General features: G+C 44.1%; 16 protein-coding genes and 1 other annotated feature. Of the genes, 7 read left to right on the plus strand and 9 right to left on the minus strand.

Annotated elements, in window-relative coordinates:
* Nucleotides 1–191: 191 nt before the first annotated feature.
* On the minus strand, nt 192–1,736 hold the full coding sequence (gene metG, locus AC1U9Z_RS10710) for a methionine--tRNA ligase (protein WP_442886031.1): 1,545 nt from the start codon (nt 1,734–1,736) through the stop codon (nt 192–194).
* Nucleotides 1,737–1,785: 49 nt separating this feature from the next.
* Nucleotides 1,786–2,026 (minus strand) — a binding site (T-box leader).
* Nucleotides 2,027–2,207: 181 nt separating this feature from the next.
* Between metG and AC1U9Z_RS10715 the strand changes: the two genes are divergently transcribed.
* On the plus strand, nt 2,208–2,468 hold the full coding sequence (locus AC1U9Z_RS10715; RefSeq protein ID WP_333530001.1) for an AbrB/MazE/SpoVT family DNA-binding domain-containing protein: 261 nt from the start codon (nt 2,208–2,210) through the stop codon (nt 2,466–2,468).
* A 59-nt stretch (nt 2,469–2,527) separates the two neighbouring features.
* Here the strand turns inward: AC1U9Z_RS10715 and AC1U9Z_RS10720 are convergent, their stop codons facing one another.
* From AC1U9Z_RS10720 to AC1U9Z_RS10750, 7 genes are all read right to left on the minus strand, one after another.
* Nucleotides 2,528–2,944: a hypothetical protein gene (locus AC1U9Z_RS10720; protein ID WP_479957407.1), complete on the minus strand. Its 417-nt coding sequence runs from the start codon at nt 2,942–2,944 to the stop codon at nt 2,528–2,530.
* Between the two features lie 122 nt (nt 2,945–3,066).
* Nucleotides 3,067–3,921 (minus strand): 16S rRNA (cytidine(1402)-2'-O)-methyltransferase, encoded by an 855-nt coding sequence (rsmI, locus tag AC1U9Z_RS10725; RefSeq protein ID WP_479957408.1) that lies wholly within the window; start codon nt 3,919–3,921, stop codon nt 3,067–3,069.
* Nucleotides 3,911–4,225: an initiation-control protein YabA gene (locus AC1U9Z_RS10730; RefSeq protein ID WP_479957409.1), complete on the minus strand. Its 315-nt coding sequence runs from the start codon at nt 4,223–4,225 to the stop codon at nt 3,911–3,913. The genes rsmI and AC1U9Z_RS10730 overlap by 11 nt, the downstream gene beginning before the upstream one ends.
* Nucleotides 4,200–5,048, minus strand: a complete 849-nt coding sequence (locus AC1U9Z_RS10735; RefSeq protein ID WP_333530006.1) for a PSP1 domain-containing protein — start codon at nt 5,046–5,048, stop codon at nt 4,200–4,202. The genes AC1U9Z_RS10730 and AC1U9Z_RS10735 overlap by 26 nt, the downstream gene beginning before the upstream one ends.
* A complete protein-coding gene (gene holB / locus AC1U9Z_RS10740) occupies nt 5,038–6,045 on the minus strand; it encodes a DNA polymerase III subunit delta' (RefSeq protein WP_479957410.1) in 1,008 nt (335 codons plus the stop codon). Before holB ends, AC1U9Z_RS10735 begins: the two co-directional genes overlap by 11 nt.
* Nucleotides 6,038–6,661, minus strand: coding sequence for a dTMP kinase (gene tmk, locus AC1U9Z_RS10745; protein WP_479957411.1), 624 nt, complete (start codon nt 6,659–6,661; stop codon nt 6,038–6,040). The genes holB and tmk overlap by 8 nt, the downstream gene beginning before the upstream one ends.
* A gap of 32 nt (nt 6,662–6,693) precedes the next feature.
* Nucleotides 6,694–8,142: an aminotransferase class I/II-fold pyridoxal phosphate-dependent enzyme gene (locus AC1U9Z_RS10750; protein WP_479957412.1), complete on the minus strand. Its 1,449-nt coding sequence runs from the start codon at nt 8,140–8,142 to the stop codon at nt 6,694–6,696.
* Nucleotides 8,143–8,329: 187 nt separating this feature from the next.
* Here AC1U9Z_RS10750 and AC1U9Z_RS10755 point away from each other — a divergent pair, with 187 nt between their 5' ends.
* On the plus strand, nt 8,330–8,599 hold the full coding sequence (locus tag AC1U9Z_RS10755) for a hypothetical protein (RefSeq protein WP_333530010.1): 270 nt from the start codon (nt 8,330–8,332) through the stop codon (nt 8,597–8,599).
* Here the strand turns inward: AC1U9Z_RS10755 and AC1U9Z_RS10760 are convergent.
* Nucleotides 8,554–8,742: a sigma factor G inhibitor Gin gene (locus AC1U9Z_RS10760; protein WP_333530011.1), complete on the minus strand. Its 189-nt coding sequence runs from the start codon at nt 8,740–8,742 to the stop codon at nt 8,554–8,556. The genes AC1U9Z_RS10755 and AC1U9Z_RS10760 overlap by 46 nt on opposite strands.
* Nucleotides 8,743–9,174: 432 nt before the next feature.
* Between AC1U9Z_RS10760 and AC1U9Z_RS10765 the strand changes: the two genes are divergently transcribed.
* Genes AC1U9Z_RS10765 through AC1U9Z_RS10785 form a run of 5 tightly spaced genes read left to right on the plus strand, consistent with a single transcriptional unit; the run spans nt 9,175 to nt 14,502 of the window.
* Nucleotides 9,175–10,797 carry a spore germination protein gene (locus tag AC1U9Z_RS10765; protein WP_479957413.1) on the plus strand — a complete coding sequence of 541 codons (1,623 nt, stop codon included), beginning with the start codon at nt 9,175–9,177 and terminating at the stop codon, nt 10,795–10,797.
* A gap of 12 nt (nt 10,798–10,809) precedes the next feature.
* The gene (locus tag AC1U9Z_RS10770) at nt 10,810–12,000 is read left to right on the plus strand and encodes a Ger(x)C family spore germination protein (RefSeq protein WP_333530013.1); all 1,191 of its coding nucleotides are present in this window, start codon (nt 10,810–10,812) and stop codon (nt 11,998–12,000) included.
* Nucleotides 12,001–12,016: 16 nt separating this feature from the next.
* Nucleotides 12,017–12,262: a hypothetical protein gene (locus tag AC1U9Z_RS10775; RefSeq protein ID WP_333530015.1), complete on the plus strand. Its 246-nt coding sequence runs from the start codon at nt 12,017–12,019 to the stop codon at nt 12,260–12,262.
* A gap of 16 nt (nt 12,263–12,278) precedes the next feature.
* Nucleotides 12,279–13,358 carry a GerAB/ArcD/ProY family transporter gene (locus AC1U9Z_RS10780; protein ID WP_333530016.1) on the plus strand — a complete coding sequence of 360 codons (1,080 nt, stop codon included), beginning with the start codon at nt 12,279–12,281 and terminating at the stop codon, nt 13,356–13,358.
* Between the two features lie 46 nt (nt 13,359–13,404).
* Complete coding sequence (locus tag AC1U9Z_RS10785) at nt 13,405–14,502, plus strand: GerAB/ArcD/ProY family transporter (protein WP_333530017.1); 1,098 nt, start codon at nt 13,405–13,407, stop codon at nt 14,500–14,502.
* Nucleotides 14,503–14,582 lie beyond the last annotated feature (80 nt).

Raw genomic sequence — 14,582 nt, forward strand, 5'->3', positions numbered from 1 at the left:
ATTCCTGTCAAATCGTGAATTGCCAATTACGCCTGCCTTTACTGGATAGGCTCCACAAAAGCCCCTGCCGACCCCTAAGAAATACCCCAAAGTCCGAAGGGCTGACGGCCAATGGCTAATAGTTAAAAATTACCATGGGGAGTGTTGTTGATAACCAACAACACCACCCATGGTAGTAACATAACCCAGTCCTATTCCAGTGTCTTCAAATCAATCCGGGGAAACAGCACTTCCCCGCGTTTGACGGTGGTTGCCGCAGGGAGTTTACCCCAACGTAGGCTCTCCCAGGTATGAAGTTCTGGTTTATCCTCAATGCCTAATTGGGGCCAAACACGGGCTGGTAGGTTTGGCATAAAGGGAGTAACCATAACCGTGGCAAAGCGCATAATTTCGGCCACATTATATAATACCGTATTTAATCTTTCGTTCTGACCATTCTTAGCCAAGGTCCAGGGAGCTGTTTCCTCAAGGTACTTGTTAGCCCTGCCGACCATCTGCCAGATGGCCGCTAAGGCGTTGGATAGCTCACTTTTCTCCATGTATTCTTCTACCATTTTGGGTGTAGCTGCGGCCAAATCAATCAGTTCAGCATCTGGCCCCTCAGGGGTGCCGGGCATCGAAAGTACACCCTGTTGGTATTTTTCCATCATCGTAGCAGATCGGGATAATAGGTTGCCATAATCATTGGCTAAATCTGTATTCATGCGTTTTACCATGGCTTCCTCCGAGTATAAACCATCGGAGCCAAAGGGAAGTTCCCTTAGGAGGAAATAGCGCACCGCATCAACCCCATATTTATCAATTAACAAGTGGGGATCCACTACATTTCCCTTGGATTTAGACATCTTTCCACTATCCAGCAGCAGCCAGCCATGCCCAATAACTTTCTTTGGCAGAGGTAAATCCAAGGCCATTAACATCATGGGCCAAATAATGGTGTGGAACCGCACAATGTCCTTCCCTACCAGGTGAATATCAGCGGGCCAAAATTTTTGGTAAAGGCTATCATTTTCCGTATGATAGCCAAGGGCAGAAATGTAATTTGTTAGGGCATCCACCCAAACATAGACCACGTGTTTGGGATCAAAGGGTACTTGAATGCCCCAGTCAAAGGTCGTTCTGGAGACACAAAGATCCTCCAAACCTTGCTTCACAAAACTAACCATTTCGTTACGACGGGATACTGGTTGAATAAAATCTGGGTTTTCCTCGATGAACTTTAACCAGCGTTCGGCATACTTTGATTGACGGAAGAAATAGCTTTCCTCCCTAACCTTTTCTACTTCCCTTTGGCAATCGGGACACTTACCCTCGGCCAACTGGTATTCAGTAAAGAATGTTTCGCAGGGGGTACAGTACCACCCTTCATATTCAGATTTATAGATGTCCCCTTGTTCATAAAGTTGTTGGAAAAACTTTTGCACCACCTTGCGGTGACGTTCGTCGGTGGTACGGATAAAGTCATCATAACTTACATCCAGCCTTTGCCACAGCCTTTTAAAACCGTCCACAATATGATCCACATATTCCTTTGGGGTTTGGTCTTTGGCTTTGGCAGCTCGTTCAATTTTTTGCCCGTGTTCATCCGAACCGGTTAAAAACCATACATCGTAGCCAGTTAGCCTCTTATAGCGAGCCATGGCATCTGCTGCAACCGTGGTATAGGCATGACCGATATGCAGATTATCGCTGGGGTAATATATGGGTGTGGTAATGTAGAAATTGCCCATTTTCATAAACATCCCTTCTTATATTATAATTAGAAAATAAAAAACCTCGCTCCCTTACAGGGGCGAGGTTATTACCCGCGGTACCACCCTAATTCACTGTCATCTAAGATGACAGCCTCCGTTGTGCACATGCACCATAAGCATTAACGTTGCTTCTCCGGCTGGCCCTAATAGGCTATCCATTCGAACCAGCAGCTCCAAGGCCATGTTCAATCGCTCTTACCCTGCGGGCTTTCACCTTACCCCGCTCTCTTTAAGGGCAGCCTCAATTTACTCATCCCTATCATTGCTTTTATATTATACAACGATTTTATAAAACAAATTTTCACATGTCAAGTTTTCCCCAAAACTTTAAATTTTATACCATAAAATTACAAAAATAAAAGTAAAATATTGACTATTTCGGTTAGTACTGGTATGATTAGTTGTAGTAAAATCTGGTATCGTGTCGATTGCATAATAGGGAGGGATAGCGGAATGAAATCCACAGGTATTGTTCGTAAAGTGGACGAGCTAGGCAGGGTGGTTATTCCCATCGAATTGCGCCGTACACTGGGCATAGACGAAAAAGACGCCCTGGAAATTTATGTGGATAACGAGAAAATTATTTTACGCAAATACGAACCCGCTTGTGTATTCTGCGGTAATGCTTCGGATGTTACCCATTACAAAGGAAAAATGGTATGTCACGAGTGTATTGTCGCCATGGGAGAAAGCGTTAATAAAGAAGTTGTATAACATCCAATAAAAACGAGAGGCCGATGCAGCCTCTCGTTTTTATTGGATGTTATTAATTCTTACATATCCTTTATTCTAAACAGTTCTTTTTCTAGGGCCTTTATCTTTTTATCATAATAACAACTGTCAACTATGTCTTTATGCTTAATATCTTTTATATCTTTATTAATTTCTTGGAGTGCAACCTCCAACTGGTTAAACCTTCTCTCATTCTCCTGTTCCATATTATCCAATCGGTTATCAATGCCGCCCAGCCTACTATCTATGGCATCTAATCGATTATCCATTTGCTCTAACTGATTATCTACAGCATCCAGTCGGTTATCTATCTGATCTAACCGATTATCTACAGCATCCAGTCGGTTGTCTATTTGATCTAACCGATTATCTACAGCATTTAGTCGATTATCTATTTGATCTAACTTGCAGTCCATATTGCCAATTTTATTTAGGATTAATTTTAAAACTTCTTCCATCAAACCCACCCCTTGGGCTTATTATAAATTAACCCCTGAATAATTGCCAGAATATTTTTTCTTATCCATCATTTGGTGTTAACAGGTAAAAAAGCTTACAGCTAGACCCCCAAGAAATACCCTTAAGCCTTATGCACCACTGCATATACTTCCCTCTTGGGTAGACCTCGCAGCTTTGCCACCTGTTTAATCGCCTCCTTCTTATCATAGCCCTGCTGCAGCAGTGATTCTATATGCTCGGCAAGGGAAATTTCAGCCCATTGATTTGTCACCTCTCCACCGAGCTCTTCCTTTGCCGCCCCACCCACAATTAAACAAACCTCCCCACGGGGGTGGTTGTTATCATAGTGTACCAGCAACTGGGAAAGCAGCCCCCTTTTAAATTCCTCATGAACCTTTGTCAGTTCCCTTGCCACCACACCGGGACGGTCTCCCAGTTCCTGCAGCATATCCTTAAGGGTATCTGTTAGACGATGGGGTGATTCATAAAAAATCATGGTTCTCTGTTCGGATTTTAGGGCCTGCAGCTGTTTACGCCTTGTTTTTCGCTGATTGGAAAGGAAGCCCTCGAAGACAAATTTATTTGTAGGAAGACCGGAGGCAACCAATGCTGCAATTCCCGCTGAGGCCCCCGGCAGTGGCACCACGATAATTTCCTGTTCCAAGACCAACCTCACCAAATCTGCCCCTGGGTCAGAAATGCCGGGCATGCCAGCATCTGAAACCAGGGCAATATTTTCACCCTGTTTTAATCGCATAATGAGTTGTTCTTCTTTTCCTTCGCTGCTATGGGAGTGATAGCTCAACAAGGGCGTGTGGATGTCAAAATGACTTAGGAGCTTCCGGGTATGGCGGGTATCCTCAGCCGCGATACAGTCCACCTCTTTGAGAATCCGCAATGCCCTCAGGGTGATATCCTCTAAATTACCAATGGGGGTTGCACAAAGATATAACGTTCCCGTTGTTTTATGTTCCATCCTGTGCATCTCCCCGGTTCATCAATGCATAACAAAAGATGCACTCTCCCTCACGGCCTTTACCAAAATACATATTGCAAATGTGAAAACCTTTATCATACAAATCCCAAAGATTCCTCGCCCCGGGTTTTTTCTGAGCATTAGCACCCTGTCCGTCTTCCAGATAGAGGCCTGCTACTTCCCGTCTTAACCGGGCGTTTTCATCTTCTAGTTCCTTCACCTCTTGTTTTAAGCGATCCACTTCGTCACATATTTGACGAAGGGACTGTTCCAGTCGATTAATCCTGCCGGGCAGGGCAGCCACAGTTGCATTCACCTCGGCCTTTTTTTATTTTCAAATCACTTAAAGGATATTCTCGAATGACCTTGCTTTCCTGTAATTCTACACTTACCGTCTTTCTAAAAATATTTACCGCAATAATCTTCCCTTCACCATCTGGGGCTAACACTTGGGTACCTATCTCAGGGTAATCTGCCTTGGCCTCTTCGTAAACATCATTTTCGTATTTTAAGCAGCACATCAGGCGACCACAGATGCCAGAAATCTTGGTGGGATTTAATGATAGGTTTTGTTCCTTGGCCATCCGAATGGATACCGGGGCAAAATCCGCCAGCCAGGAGGCACAACATAGTTCACGTCCACAACACCCCAAACCACCTACCATTTTAGCCTCATCACGGACGCCAATTTGGCGTAACTCGATGCGCGTACGGAAAACAGCGGCTAAGTCCTTTACCAACTCCCGAAAATCAATTCTACCGTCCGCGGTAAAGTAAAAAATTATTTTATTACCATCGAAGGTCTGTTCCACACTTATTAATTTCATGGGCAATTGATGCAGGGCTATCTTTTCTAAAGCAACTTCGTAAGCCTTCTGTTCTTTTTCCCTGTTTGCTGCTACCTGGTGGTCATCCTCCGGTGTAGCCTTGTGCAAAACTTGTTTTAAAGGTGCCACAACCTCTTCATCCGCCACATCCCTTGGGGCAACCACAACCTCTCCATACTCGATGCCCCTGGTGGTCTCCACCACGACATGTTCTCCCTTATTCAAGGAAATATCTACTGGATCAAAATAATATACTTTACCTGCTTTTTTAAAGCGTACTCCAACCACCCTAACTGACATAGTCATTTCCTCCATCGGAGTGTATTTTCAACAGCATTACCTCCAGGGTCATACGTGTATTGGCATTGGCCAGTATTTTTTCCTTGGCCAATTTTATTTCCTCAATTATTTGCACTAATTTCCCCGGCATATAACAATTGGCCTGGGACAAAAGATCATCCATTTTATCTTGATTATTAAGAACCTTTCTCTGACCTGTATAATGATAAACCAATAAATCCCGAAACCAAAAAAGCATAATCTCCAAGCATTCTACTGCTTCATTCCGATCCGCAGCTAATTCCTCGGCCGCCTGCAGGGCTTGATATTGACCCATTTGAGGCAGTCTCCTTAGCCACCCTAGGGCTTTGGCCCTTCGTGGCCATTGTTCCTCTCCCCCTGTAAGCTTCAGGGCACGGCCTAAACTTCCCCCTGCCAGAGGGGCCACTGCCTGGGCCTGTTCTACCGCTATCTTACCAAGGGTAACTAGCCCTTTACTAACTTCCTGATTACTCAAGGGACGAAATTGTAGTTGTTGACAGCGTGAAAGAATGGTCGGCAGTAAACCATAGGGTTGATCGCTCAGGAGAATAAAAACGGTTTGACTGCCCGGCTCTTCCAAGGTTTTTAAAAAACAGTTGGCTGCCTCCTGCGTCATGGCCTCCGCTTTCTCAATTATAAATACATGCCGGGGGGCTTGAAAGGGCTTATACTGCACCTGCCTTTGCAGTTCCCTTATTTGCTCAATTTTCAGGGTTGCCCCGGATGGCTCCAACAAATGTAAATCCGGGTGATTGCCGCTATCAATCTGGCGGCAGGCCCGGCAATTGCCACAGGCTTCCTCTTTATCTGGGACCTCACACAGCAATAAGCGGGCAAAGCCCTGGGCAACGGTGTATTTGCCAATCCCAGCCGGCCCCATAAACAAATAGGCATGGGCCACACGTTCCCTTTGCACTGAATTTTTTAACATCCTAACAATTTGTTGGTGGCCTATTATACTACTCAAACTAGACATTGAGCAACCCACCTATACGGGTACAAATAATATGATGAATTTGCTCCCTTTCCTGTCGTGCATCCACCACCAAATAAGCCTCTGGTTTGCGCTTGGCTAATTCCAGGTAACCCTCACGTACTTTATGATAAAAATTTAGGGATTGGCTCTCCAACCTATCGGCGGCCCGCTCCCTACGTGATCTGGCCAGTCCCTCCTCCGGGGCTAAATCAAGCAATACCGTTAAATTAGGCGCCAGGCCCCCACTGGCCAATTTATTAATACTCCTTAAAAAGTCTAAATCCATCCCCCTACCGTAGCCTTGATAGGCCAGGGTGGAATCGATATATCGATCACACAGAACCACGATGCCCTGCTTAAGTGTAGGTCGCATCACCTGAGCAACCAACTGGGCCCTCGCCGCAGCATACAACAAAGCTTCGGTGCGGTCCATTAGTTCTGGATAATTTGGATCTAGGAGCAGTTCACGTATTTTTTCCCCCACAGGAGTGCCCCCTGGTTCTCTGGTAACCAGGGTCTTTATTCCTTTTTGGTTAAGATATTTATTTAATAGGTTTAGCTGTGTGCTTTTACCTGAACCATCTACTCCCTCACATACAATAAATATTGAGCACACCTCCTGCTACCATTTTAACCGAAAGTAGATAACTAAGTTAATATCTTCAAAGTCATTAAAGTTGGATCCTCAGGCCCCTGAATTTTATAGCCTTGTGCCCTAATCTCTAGTAAGTACGCTAAAACTGAGGCAGTAATTTTTTCACCGGGGCCAACTACCGGTATACCCGGTGGATAAACAGCCACTGTTTCACCGCTGATCTGCCCCAAGCACTGCTCCAAAGAAGTTCTTTGACCCAGTCTCTGCCAGGCTTCCCTGGGACTTAATACCACCTCCGGTGCCGGCATAACCACCGTTTGGGGAATTGCCCGGGGCTTCCCTGACGGAAGTACGGCAATTTTACCAATCGCCTCCACTAAGCGGTGGCAATCTTCCAAGCGGGAACCCACTGAAAGGATTGCCACAATACTGGCATAATCGGCCATCTCCACAATAACGCCATATCTTTCAGCAAGAAGTTCCGCCGTCTGATAGCCAGTAAGACCAAGCTCCAGTAAGGAAATGGTTAAGCGGGTAGGATCCAAATACATAGCACCGGACAGCCCAAGCTCTTCAACACTTAACAAGCGAACCCCAGGTATACCTAGTAGTTTTTCTCTGCACCAATGGGACAGTTCCAGGGTATGACTAAGTAAGTCTTTGCCCTGCTGGGCCATTTGCCGTCTGGCCAAATCCAGGGAAGCCATTAATATATAAGAAGGACTGGTGCTTTGCAACATACGTAAAGCCTCCGCTACCAAGCCTGCTTCTATTTGCTCCCCCTTAAGATGAAGCAGCGATGACTGAGTTAGGGAGCCCCCTGTTTTATGAGTACTCTGTACGACAGCATCCGCCCCACTGCGGAGGGCATCCGGAGGGAACTCAGGATGAAATCTTAGGTGGGACCCGTGGGCCTCATCCACCAACAACGGAACACCGGCCATTTTACAAATCTTAGCAACCCCGGCAATATCACCAACTATACCATAATAAGTGGGGCTAACACCGATTACTGCTTTAACGTCCCTATGTTTTTGCAATAAATCCCGAATCTGAACTGGCTCTGGACCAACCAAACAGCCAAATCCCGGCAACACAGCCGGTTGATAGTAAATTGGCTCGGCCCCGGCTAAAACCAGACCTGATAATACGGAACGGTGGGCATTTCTGGGGATAATAATTTTACCCCCCTGTTTACAAAGAGACATAATCAGTGCAATTATGCCGCAACTTGTCCCATTAATTAAGAAATAGCTTTTATCTGCACCATATAGGTCCGCGGCCAATGCCTGAGCCTTGGCAATCACGTCCTCTGGATTGTGTAAATCATCTAGCCCCGGTATTTCTGTCAAATCCATTTGAAAAATGCCTCGGCCGGCTATGGTCTTAAATTCATTTGCTATCGCCTGCCCTCCATTATGGCCGGGTATATGCAGCTGCACAGACCTAGAGTTGACCTGTTTTTTTATTGCCTGCCAAAGAGGTGCATCCTTTTGATTCATAAACCACATACCTTTTAAAATTTCTTAACAATTCATTTTATCACATACAAATTTTATCTTCTATTTTAGTTTCTATTTAAATTACCATTTGTTTAATCTTATAGCTCGGCCAAGGCTGGGAAAAATAAAGATAATATCTTCTGGTGAAATTATATATCTTGGCACAAGCCATGGAAAGGAGACAATTATGCGGCAACAAATGTCCCCGCAGATTGACGAAAAGGCTCTGTCAAAGAAATACCGCACCAGTGTCAGTAAGTTGATCCGACTATGGAAAGTTGGTCAAAGTGATGTAGAAATTGCCACAGGTACCGGGATTGATCTTTTTACCCTGCGTGAAATAAAAAATGATATTGAATTAGCTTACAGAAAATATCGCTTAGAAAAAAAGAAAGAGGCCCTTGCCAAAAGTCAGGCCTCCTTAAAGCACCAAATTTTCTTAAGACCTCTTTTATAGGCATCGTAATTAGGATCATCCCAACTAAGGTTAGTAATCTCCTTTTCGCAATTGGTACAGATGCACCTTCCTAAAATTACAATGCCAAAATTGCTTGCTTCAATTTGAGTTTGGCACAATATACATTTTGGTGTATCTTTCATCACTAACCTCCTGCCCCTCTTTTAATCCTAGTTTAACCAAATTTTTCTATCCGAATAATAACTTTGTATTATCATTGTTCGGATAGTGCCGACCAGCAGCATAGAATTCTCTCTGATCGTGTACAAAGAAGTATTCTCTTAATCTATCGTATGCTCCTACAAAAAATTGGTGTGTTTGTAGAAAAAAATGGAGTTGCCATGAAGAGTGTCGCAAAACTGCTTTTGAGCAGTAAGCGACACTTCTCTTTTTAGTCAAACTGCAGCAAATTGCAGGGAACGACACGGGGGTCGTTCTCTGCATTGAATACATCCATCCCTTTGTGCGCCAACCCTTTTTGTGTTCTCTTTTTAGAGGTTTTTTCTTTTTTTACATGATTTTTGTTTTAATGGAAAATACTATTCCATATCTACCAAATGCTAGGGGAGACGCAAATGGGTTGGCTAAAAAAATTTAAGTATTTTATTTCCTCAAAGAATGGAAATTTTAACCTGCCAAGAGAAAATAAAATACTGGATTTGAGTAACGTTTATACCAACGACGAACTAAGTAATATACCCGTTTCATCCTCTTTAAAGCAAAATGTGGCTTTTATGAATACCCTTTTGGCCAAAAATGGTGACTTTGTAGAAAGGCCTTTTCCGCTAGGTCAAGAACCGGCTTTACAAGTGGTATTAATTTACATGGATGGTATGATTAACAAGGATGAATTGGATCGGGGTGTTATGCAACCCTTACTAGAATCCAGCCGGAAAGAAAAAACCGGCCCCGAACTGTTAAAATTACTCAATCATGGCGGACTTATTACCAGGGCAGAAATGAGACAGGTTAGCAATTTCGCTGGGGTTATCAACGGGGTTCTTACCGGAAACATCGTATTATTTGTGGCCAATTGCCCTAAAGCCTTTATTGTAGAATGCAAGGGCTATAAGATGCGTTCCATCCCTGAACCAGTGGTTGAAAATGCCGTGAGGGGCCCTCGGGAAGCTTTCATTGAAACCCTTTCCGTCAATATCAGTCTGCTGCGTAAGAGGCTGATTACACCCAATTTAGTTGTAGAAACTACAACGGTTGGCAAAATAAGCAGTACAAACATAGCCATTGTATATTTAAAAGGTATCGTATCAGAGGATTTAGTGCAAGAAGTACAAAAAAGAGTAAATAATATTGACATTGATATTGTTCTGGAAAGCAGCAACATCGAACAACTTATTCAAGATCAACCCTACTCACCTTTCCCTCAGGTAATCGTCACGGAAAGACCTGACAAAGTCATTGGCAGTCTGGCAGAGGGTCGGGTGGCCATTTTTACTGACAATACCCCCTTGGCACTAATCGTACCCGGGGAATTTATGAGTTTATTCCAATCAGCGGAGGACTATTATTACACATTTTACTTCCCTACCCTTCTCCGCTGGCTAAGGTACTTTACCTTTTTTATGGCACTGGTATTACCGGCCTTATATATTGCCATCACTAATTTTCATCAGGAGATGATTCCCACCACATTATTTATTGGTATTGCCGCAGCAAGGCAAGGGGTTCCCTTTCCTGCCTATTTTGAGGCCTTGCTGATGGAGATGGCCTTTGAAACCCTCCGGGAAGCGGGTATCCGTCTGCCAGCCCCGGTGGGGCAGGCGGTGAGTATTGTCGGTGCCCTGATTATTGGCCAGGCAGCGGTACAAGCCAATATTGTTTCACCCTTGATGGTCATCGTGGTTGCCTTTACCGGCATCGCCACCATGACCTTACCCCAGTTCAGCCTGGGTATTTCTGTACGCATGCTGCGTTTTCCTTTAATGATTAGCGCAGCCTTTCTTGGTCTTTTTGGAGTCATCATCGGACTATTGGCCATTCTGCTCCATCTATGCTCCCTCAGGAGTTTTGGTGTAGCCTATCTAAGTCCTTTGGCCCCCTTTAACCTTCAAGGGCTAATGGACACCCTGATCGTGGCCCCCCACTGGAGTAGAAGACTTCGTCCAGCCACACTGGTGCAAAATAACAGAATAGCCATGGGTACCAATCAAAAACCAAAACCACCAGATAACTCACAATAACGGGGTGGCATTTTGCGGAAAAGATTAATGTTGATTTTATCTCTCCTACTTATCGTTAGTTGCACAGGTTGCTGGGATTTACGGGAAGCGGAAGAAACCGGCATTGTTTTGGGGATGGGGTTGGATCGTAATAAGGAGGGCAACATTGTAGTAATTGCCCAAACAGTTGTCCCCCAGGCACCCGGTGTCGCCGGAAGCGGGGGAGCAGGGGAGCAGAAGACCTTTCATAACTGGTACAGCAACGGCAAAACCATCTTTGATGCTGTGCGTAATTTAACGCTGGCGTCCCCCAATACCCCCTTCTGGTCCCATAATAAGGTCTACATAATATCAGAGAACCTGGCCCGGCAAGGCCTTATGGATGTGATCGATTTTCTAGAACGGGACCCAGAATTTAAACAAAGTGCTTGGATCTTAATTGCCCAAGAAAACCTACAGGAGATCATGCAGTCTAGCGGCAACATGGGCCAAGCTCCGGCCCAGATACTAAATGATATTATCCAAAGAAGAGATCGCAATTCCAAATATGCCATTTCTAACCTTGGTGAATTTATTCAACAACTTATCAGCAACGAAACCCAGGCCTATACAGCGGGGGTTACCTTTTACCAGGGTCTGATGAAAGAACAAGACACCGTAAGCATAACAGGTCAAGAAGCTAAGCGGGCCAAGGAATTACGGGTAATGAATACGGCAATTTTCAAAGGAGACAAGCTGGTGGGTTGGTTTAACCTTGAAGAGAGCAGAGGCCTTTTATGGATTCAAAACAAAGTAGAACAAGGCTTAATTGTTCTGGAAATGCTACACCATAACATGAGTTTTGAGATTCTTAAAAGCAACAGCAAGCTAGAAGCCTTGATTAAAGAGGGACACTTAATCATGAAGGTACAAGTTAAGGTGGATGTCAATATTGGCGATATGACCCCTGGCAATAAATTGGATGAAAAACATATTAAAGAAGCAGAGGCTTTACTTGCCAATGAAATCAAAAAACAGGTCCTGTCAGCGGTATCCCGGGCACAAGGTCTAAATTCAGATGTGTTGGGTTTTGGCAAGGTCACCCACCGATCTTTCCCCAAATTATGGCAAGAAGAACTTTCCCAACAATGGTCCGAAATATTTAAGGATTTAGAGGTTGAGGTGGCCGTGGAAGCACACATCCGGGGCACAGGGTTAATCTCAAATCCATTGCAACCCAAATAATAAGCGAGGTGTTTTTATGTTTTTAACCTTAATTTTGGTGACCTTGGCCTATATAATCATTATTTTATTGGAAGTCCCTCGGCTGGTGGTACAAAAAAAATGGCGGGATTTAGCCGCCTTTTCTTTTTTGCTATTACCAGCCATGCTTTATAGTTATGGCATTACCTTGGACTTGAACCCGCCAAATCCCACGGATTTAATTATCAAGATATTTCATCCACTGTCCACGGGCCTGGGGCAGCTGCTTACCCCTGCTCAATAACTAAAGGGGGATTTCTTTGGATAAAGAGTATATTTCCGGCAAACAGTGTACATTCTTGCTAATTGGCTCTATCGTTGGCATTTCCCTAATGTTGGTTCCGTCCTTTGTCATTACTATCGCTAAACAGGATGCCTGGTTAGCCCCTTGGCTGGGTGCATTTCCCGGTCTGTTATTGATTGTCCTTTTAGTTTCCCTTAATAAGATGTACCCCGGCCAATCCCTGATACAATATAGCACCGCCATACTGGGATTGCCTGGATACTTCCTGGGTCTCATTATACTCTGGTTCCTTTTATTATTAGGCGCTCTCAATTTACGGGGTATTGTGGGGTTCGTTACGAACGTTATACTTTTTGAAACACCCCAACTGGTTATTTATTTTTTTACTACGCTTCTCTGTGCCTACGGTATCAAACTGGGTCTTGAGGTGATGGCCCGGGCATTTAATTTAATAATTTTTATCACCATCATCCTGACTCTTATTGTACAAGTATTTTCCATGTCCAATGCGGATTATAGCAATATATTACCGATTCTTAGTCATGGCCCATTACCGGTTATCCACAGCGGCTTAATTTTTACAGCCTTTCCAGTGGGAGAAGTGCTTATTATTTTTAGTATGATCATCTGCCAAGTCAAGCACAGCCAGGGGATGGTTGGAAAACTGTCCCTGGGGTTAATCTTTGCCCTATTCCTGTTGTTTTTAGTCATAACAAGGGCAATTATCCTTCTTGGACCGGACCGTGCTTCCGAAAATATCTATACCCTTGTGGCCGTCGCTAATACGATCCCTGGAACCAGTGTATTTTTACCCTTTTTTACTCTGAATTGGTTTGTCTTTTCCCTTTGCCAATTTATTTTTTGTTATTATGCCTTTGTTACCGGAGTTTCCCACTGGTTTAAGCTTTCTGACTACAGGCCACTGATTCTCCCTTCTGGTCCTCTTTTTATTGCACTTGGCATCTATATTTTTGATAACCCCGTACAGGCTGCCGCCTTTAGGTCCTCCATTTATCCGATCTATGCCCTACCGATTGTGTTTGGCATTCCTTTGCTGCTTTGGGTGGCGGCAGTAATTAAGCGTAAGCTGAGATGAAACAAGAATGATAAGGTCAAATAACTCTTAATACCAGGAGTTGACAATGGATAAGGAATATATATCCCCCCAACAATGCATGCTGTTGCTTGCTGGTTTTGGGGTTGGGACATCCGTACTATTAATACCGACCATCTTAATACAACACGCTCAACAGGCTGCTCTAATAAGCATAGCACTGGCATTTATTCCAGGTATCGTCTTAGTGTCGATGCTGTCATCCCTTAATAAATGGTATCCCGGTCAGTCCTTGGTGCAGTACAGTGTCTCCATTCTGGGTCTACCGGGGAAACTGATAGGACTCCTTTTTATCTGGTATGCCCTCCATTCAAGTACTCTGGTATTGCGTGATATGGGTATCTTTATCAATATAACCATGCTTGCACAAACCCCTACGACAGTCATTTATTTATTAGTTGTTGGGGTAAGCGCCTTTGGCATCGTAATGGGCCTGGAAACCATTAGTAGATCTTTGGCTTTGTTGGTATTTTTAGCTTGTTTAATCAGCGGCTTGTTATTATTTTTTACCCTGCCCTACGGAGATTTTCAAAACATGCTGCCTATATTAGGAAATAATGATTGGAGCGGCATTGTGACAGCCTGTTTTATCCTGTCCTCCTTTCCTGTGGGAGAGTTTATACTTTTTGGTATGCTAATTTTTAATATTAAAGGTGCCAAGCAAGTTATTATTTCACTTATCCAGGGCCAAATTATTGCAGCCATTATCGGCATTACCGTTTTTATACAAGTAATAACTGTTTTAGGAGTAGCTCGGGCCTCCCATTCAATTATGGCTATTGTGTCTGTGCTAAATGCTATTCCCAGCAGCAATTTATTGTTAATTCCCTTTTCTCTAACTTGGTTTATCTTTACCATCGTAAAGTTTTTCATTTGCTATTATGCTTTTATCGTTGGCTTTGCCCATTGGACTGGTATCGATGATTACAGGCCCCTTGTCCTCCCTGGAGGTGCTTTGATTATAGGAATTACCATCGTCCTATTCGAGGGAGTCGGGGAGCATCAAAATTACAATCAACTCTATGGCCCGATATATTCTACTCCCATTGAATACGGCATACCATTACTACTATGGCTGGCGGCTGGGTTAAAAATATTGATCCCGGGCAGTGGCCGAAGGCCATGATCCGCCATCTGTGATGCATTTACATCCGCTCTCCTTTAGTCATACCCCAGCCAAAAGAGCGGATAGCTAAAAAAAGAGAC

The sequence above is a fragment of the Desulfotomaculum sp. genome (genome assembly GCF_982386235.1).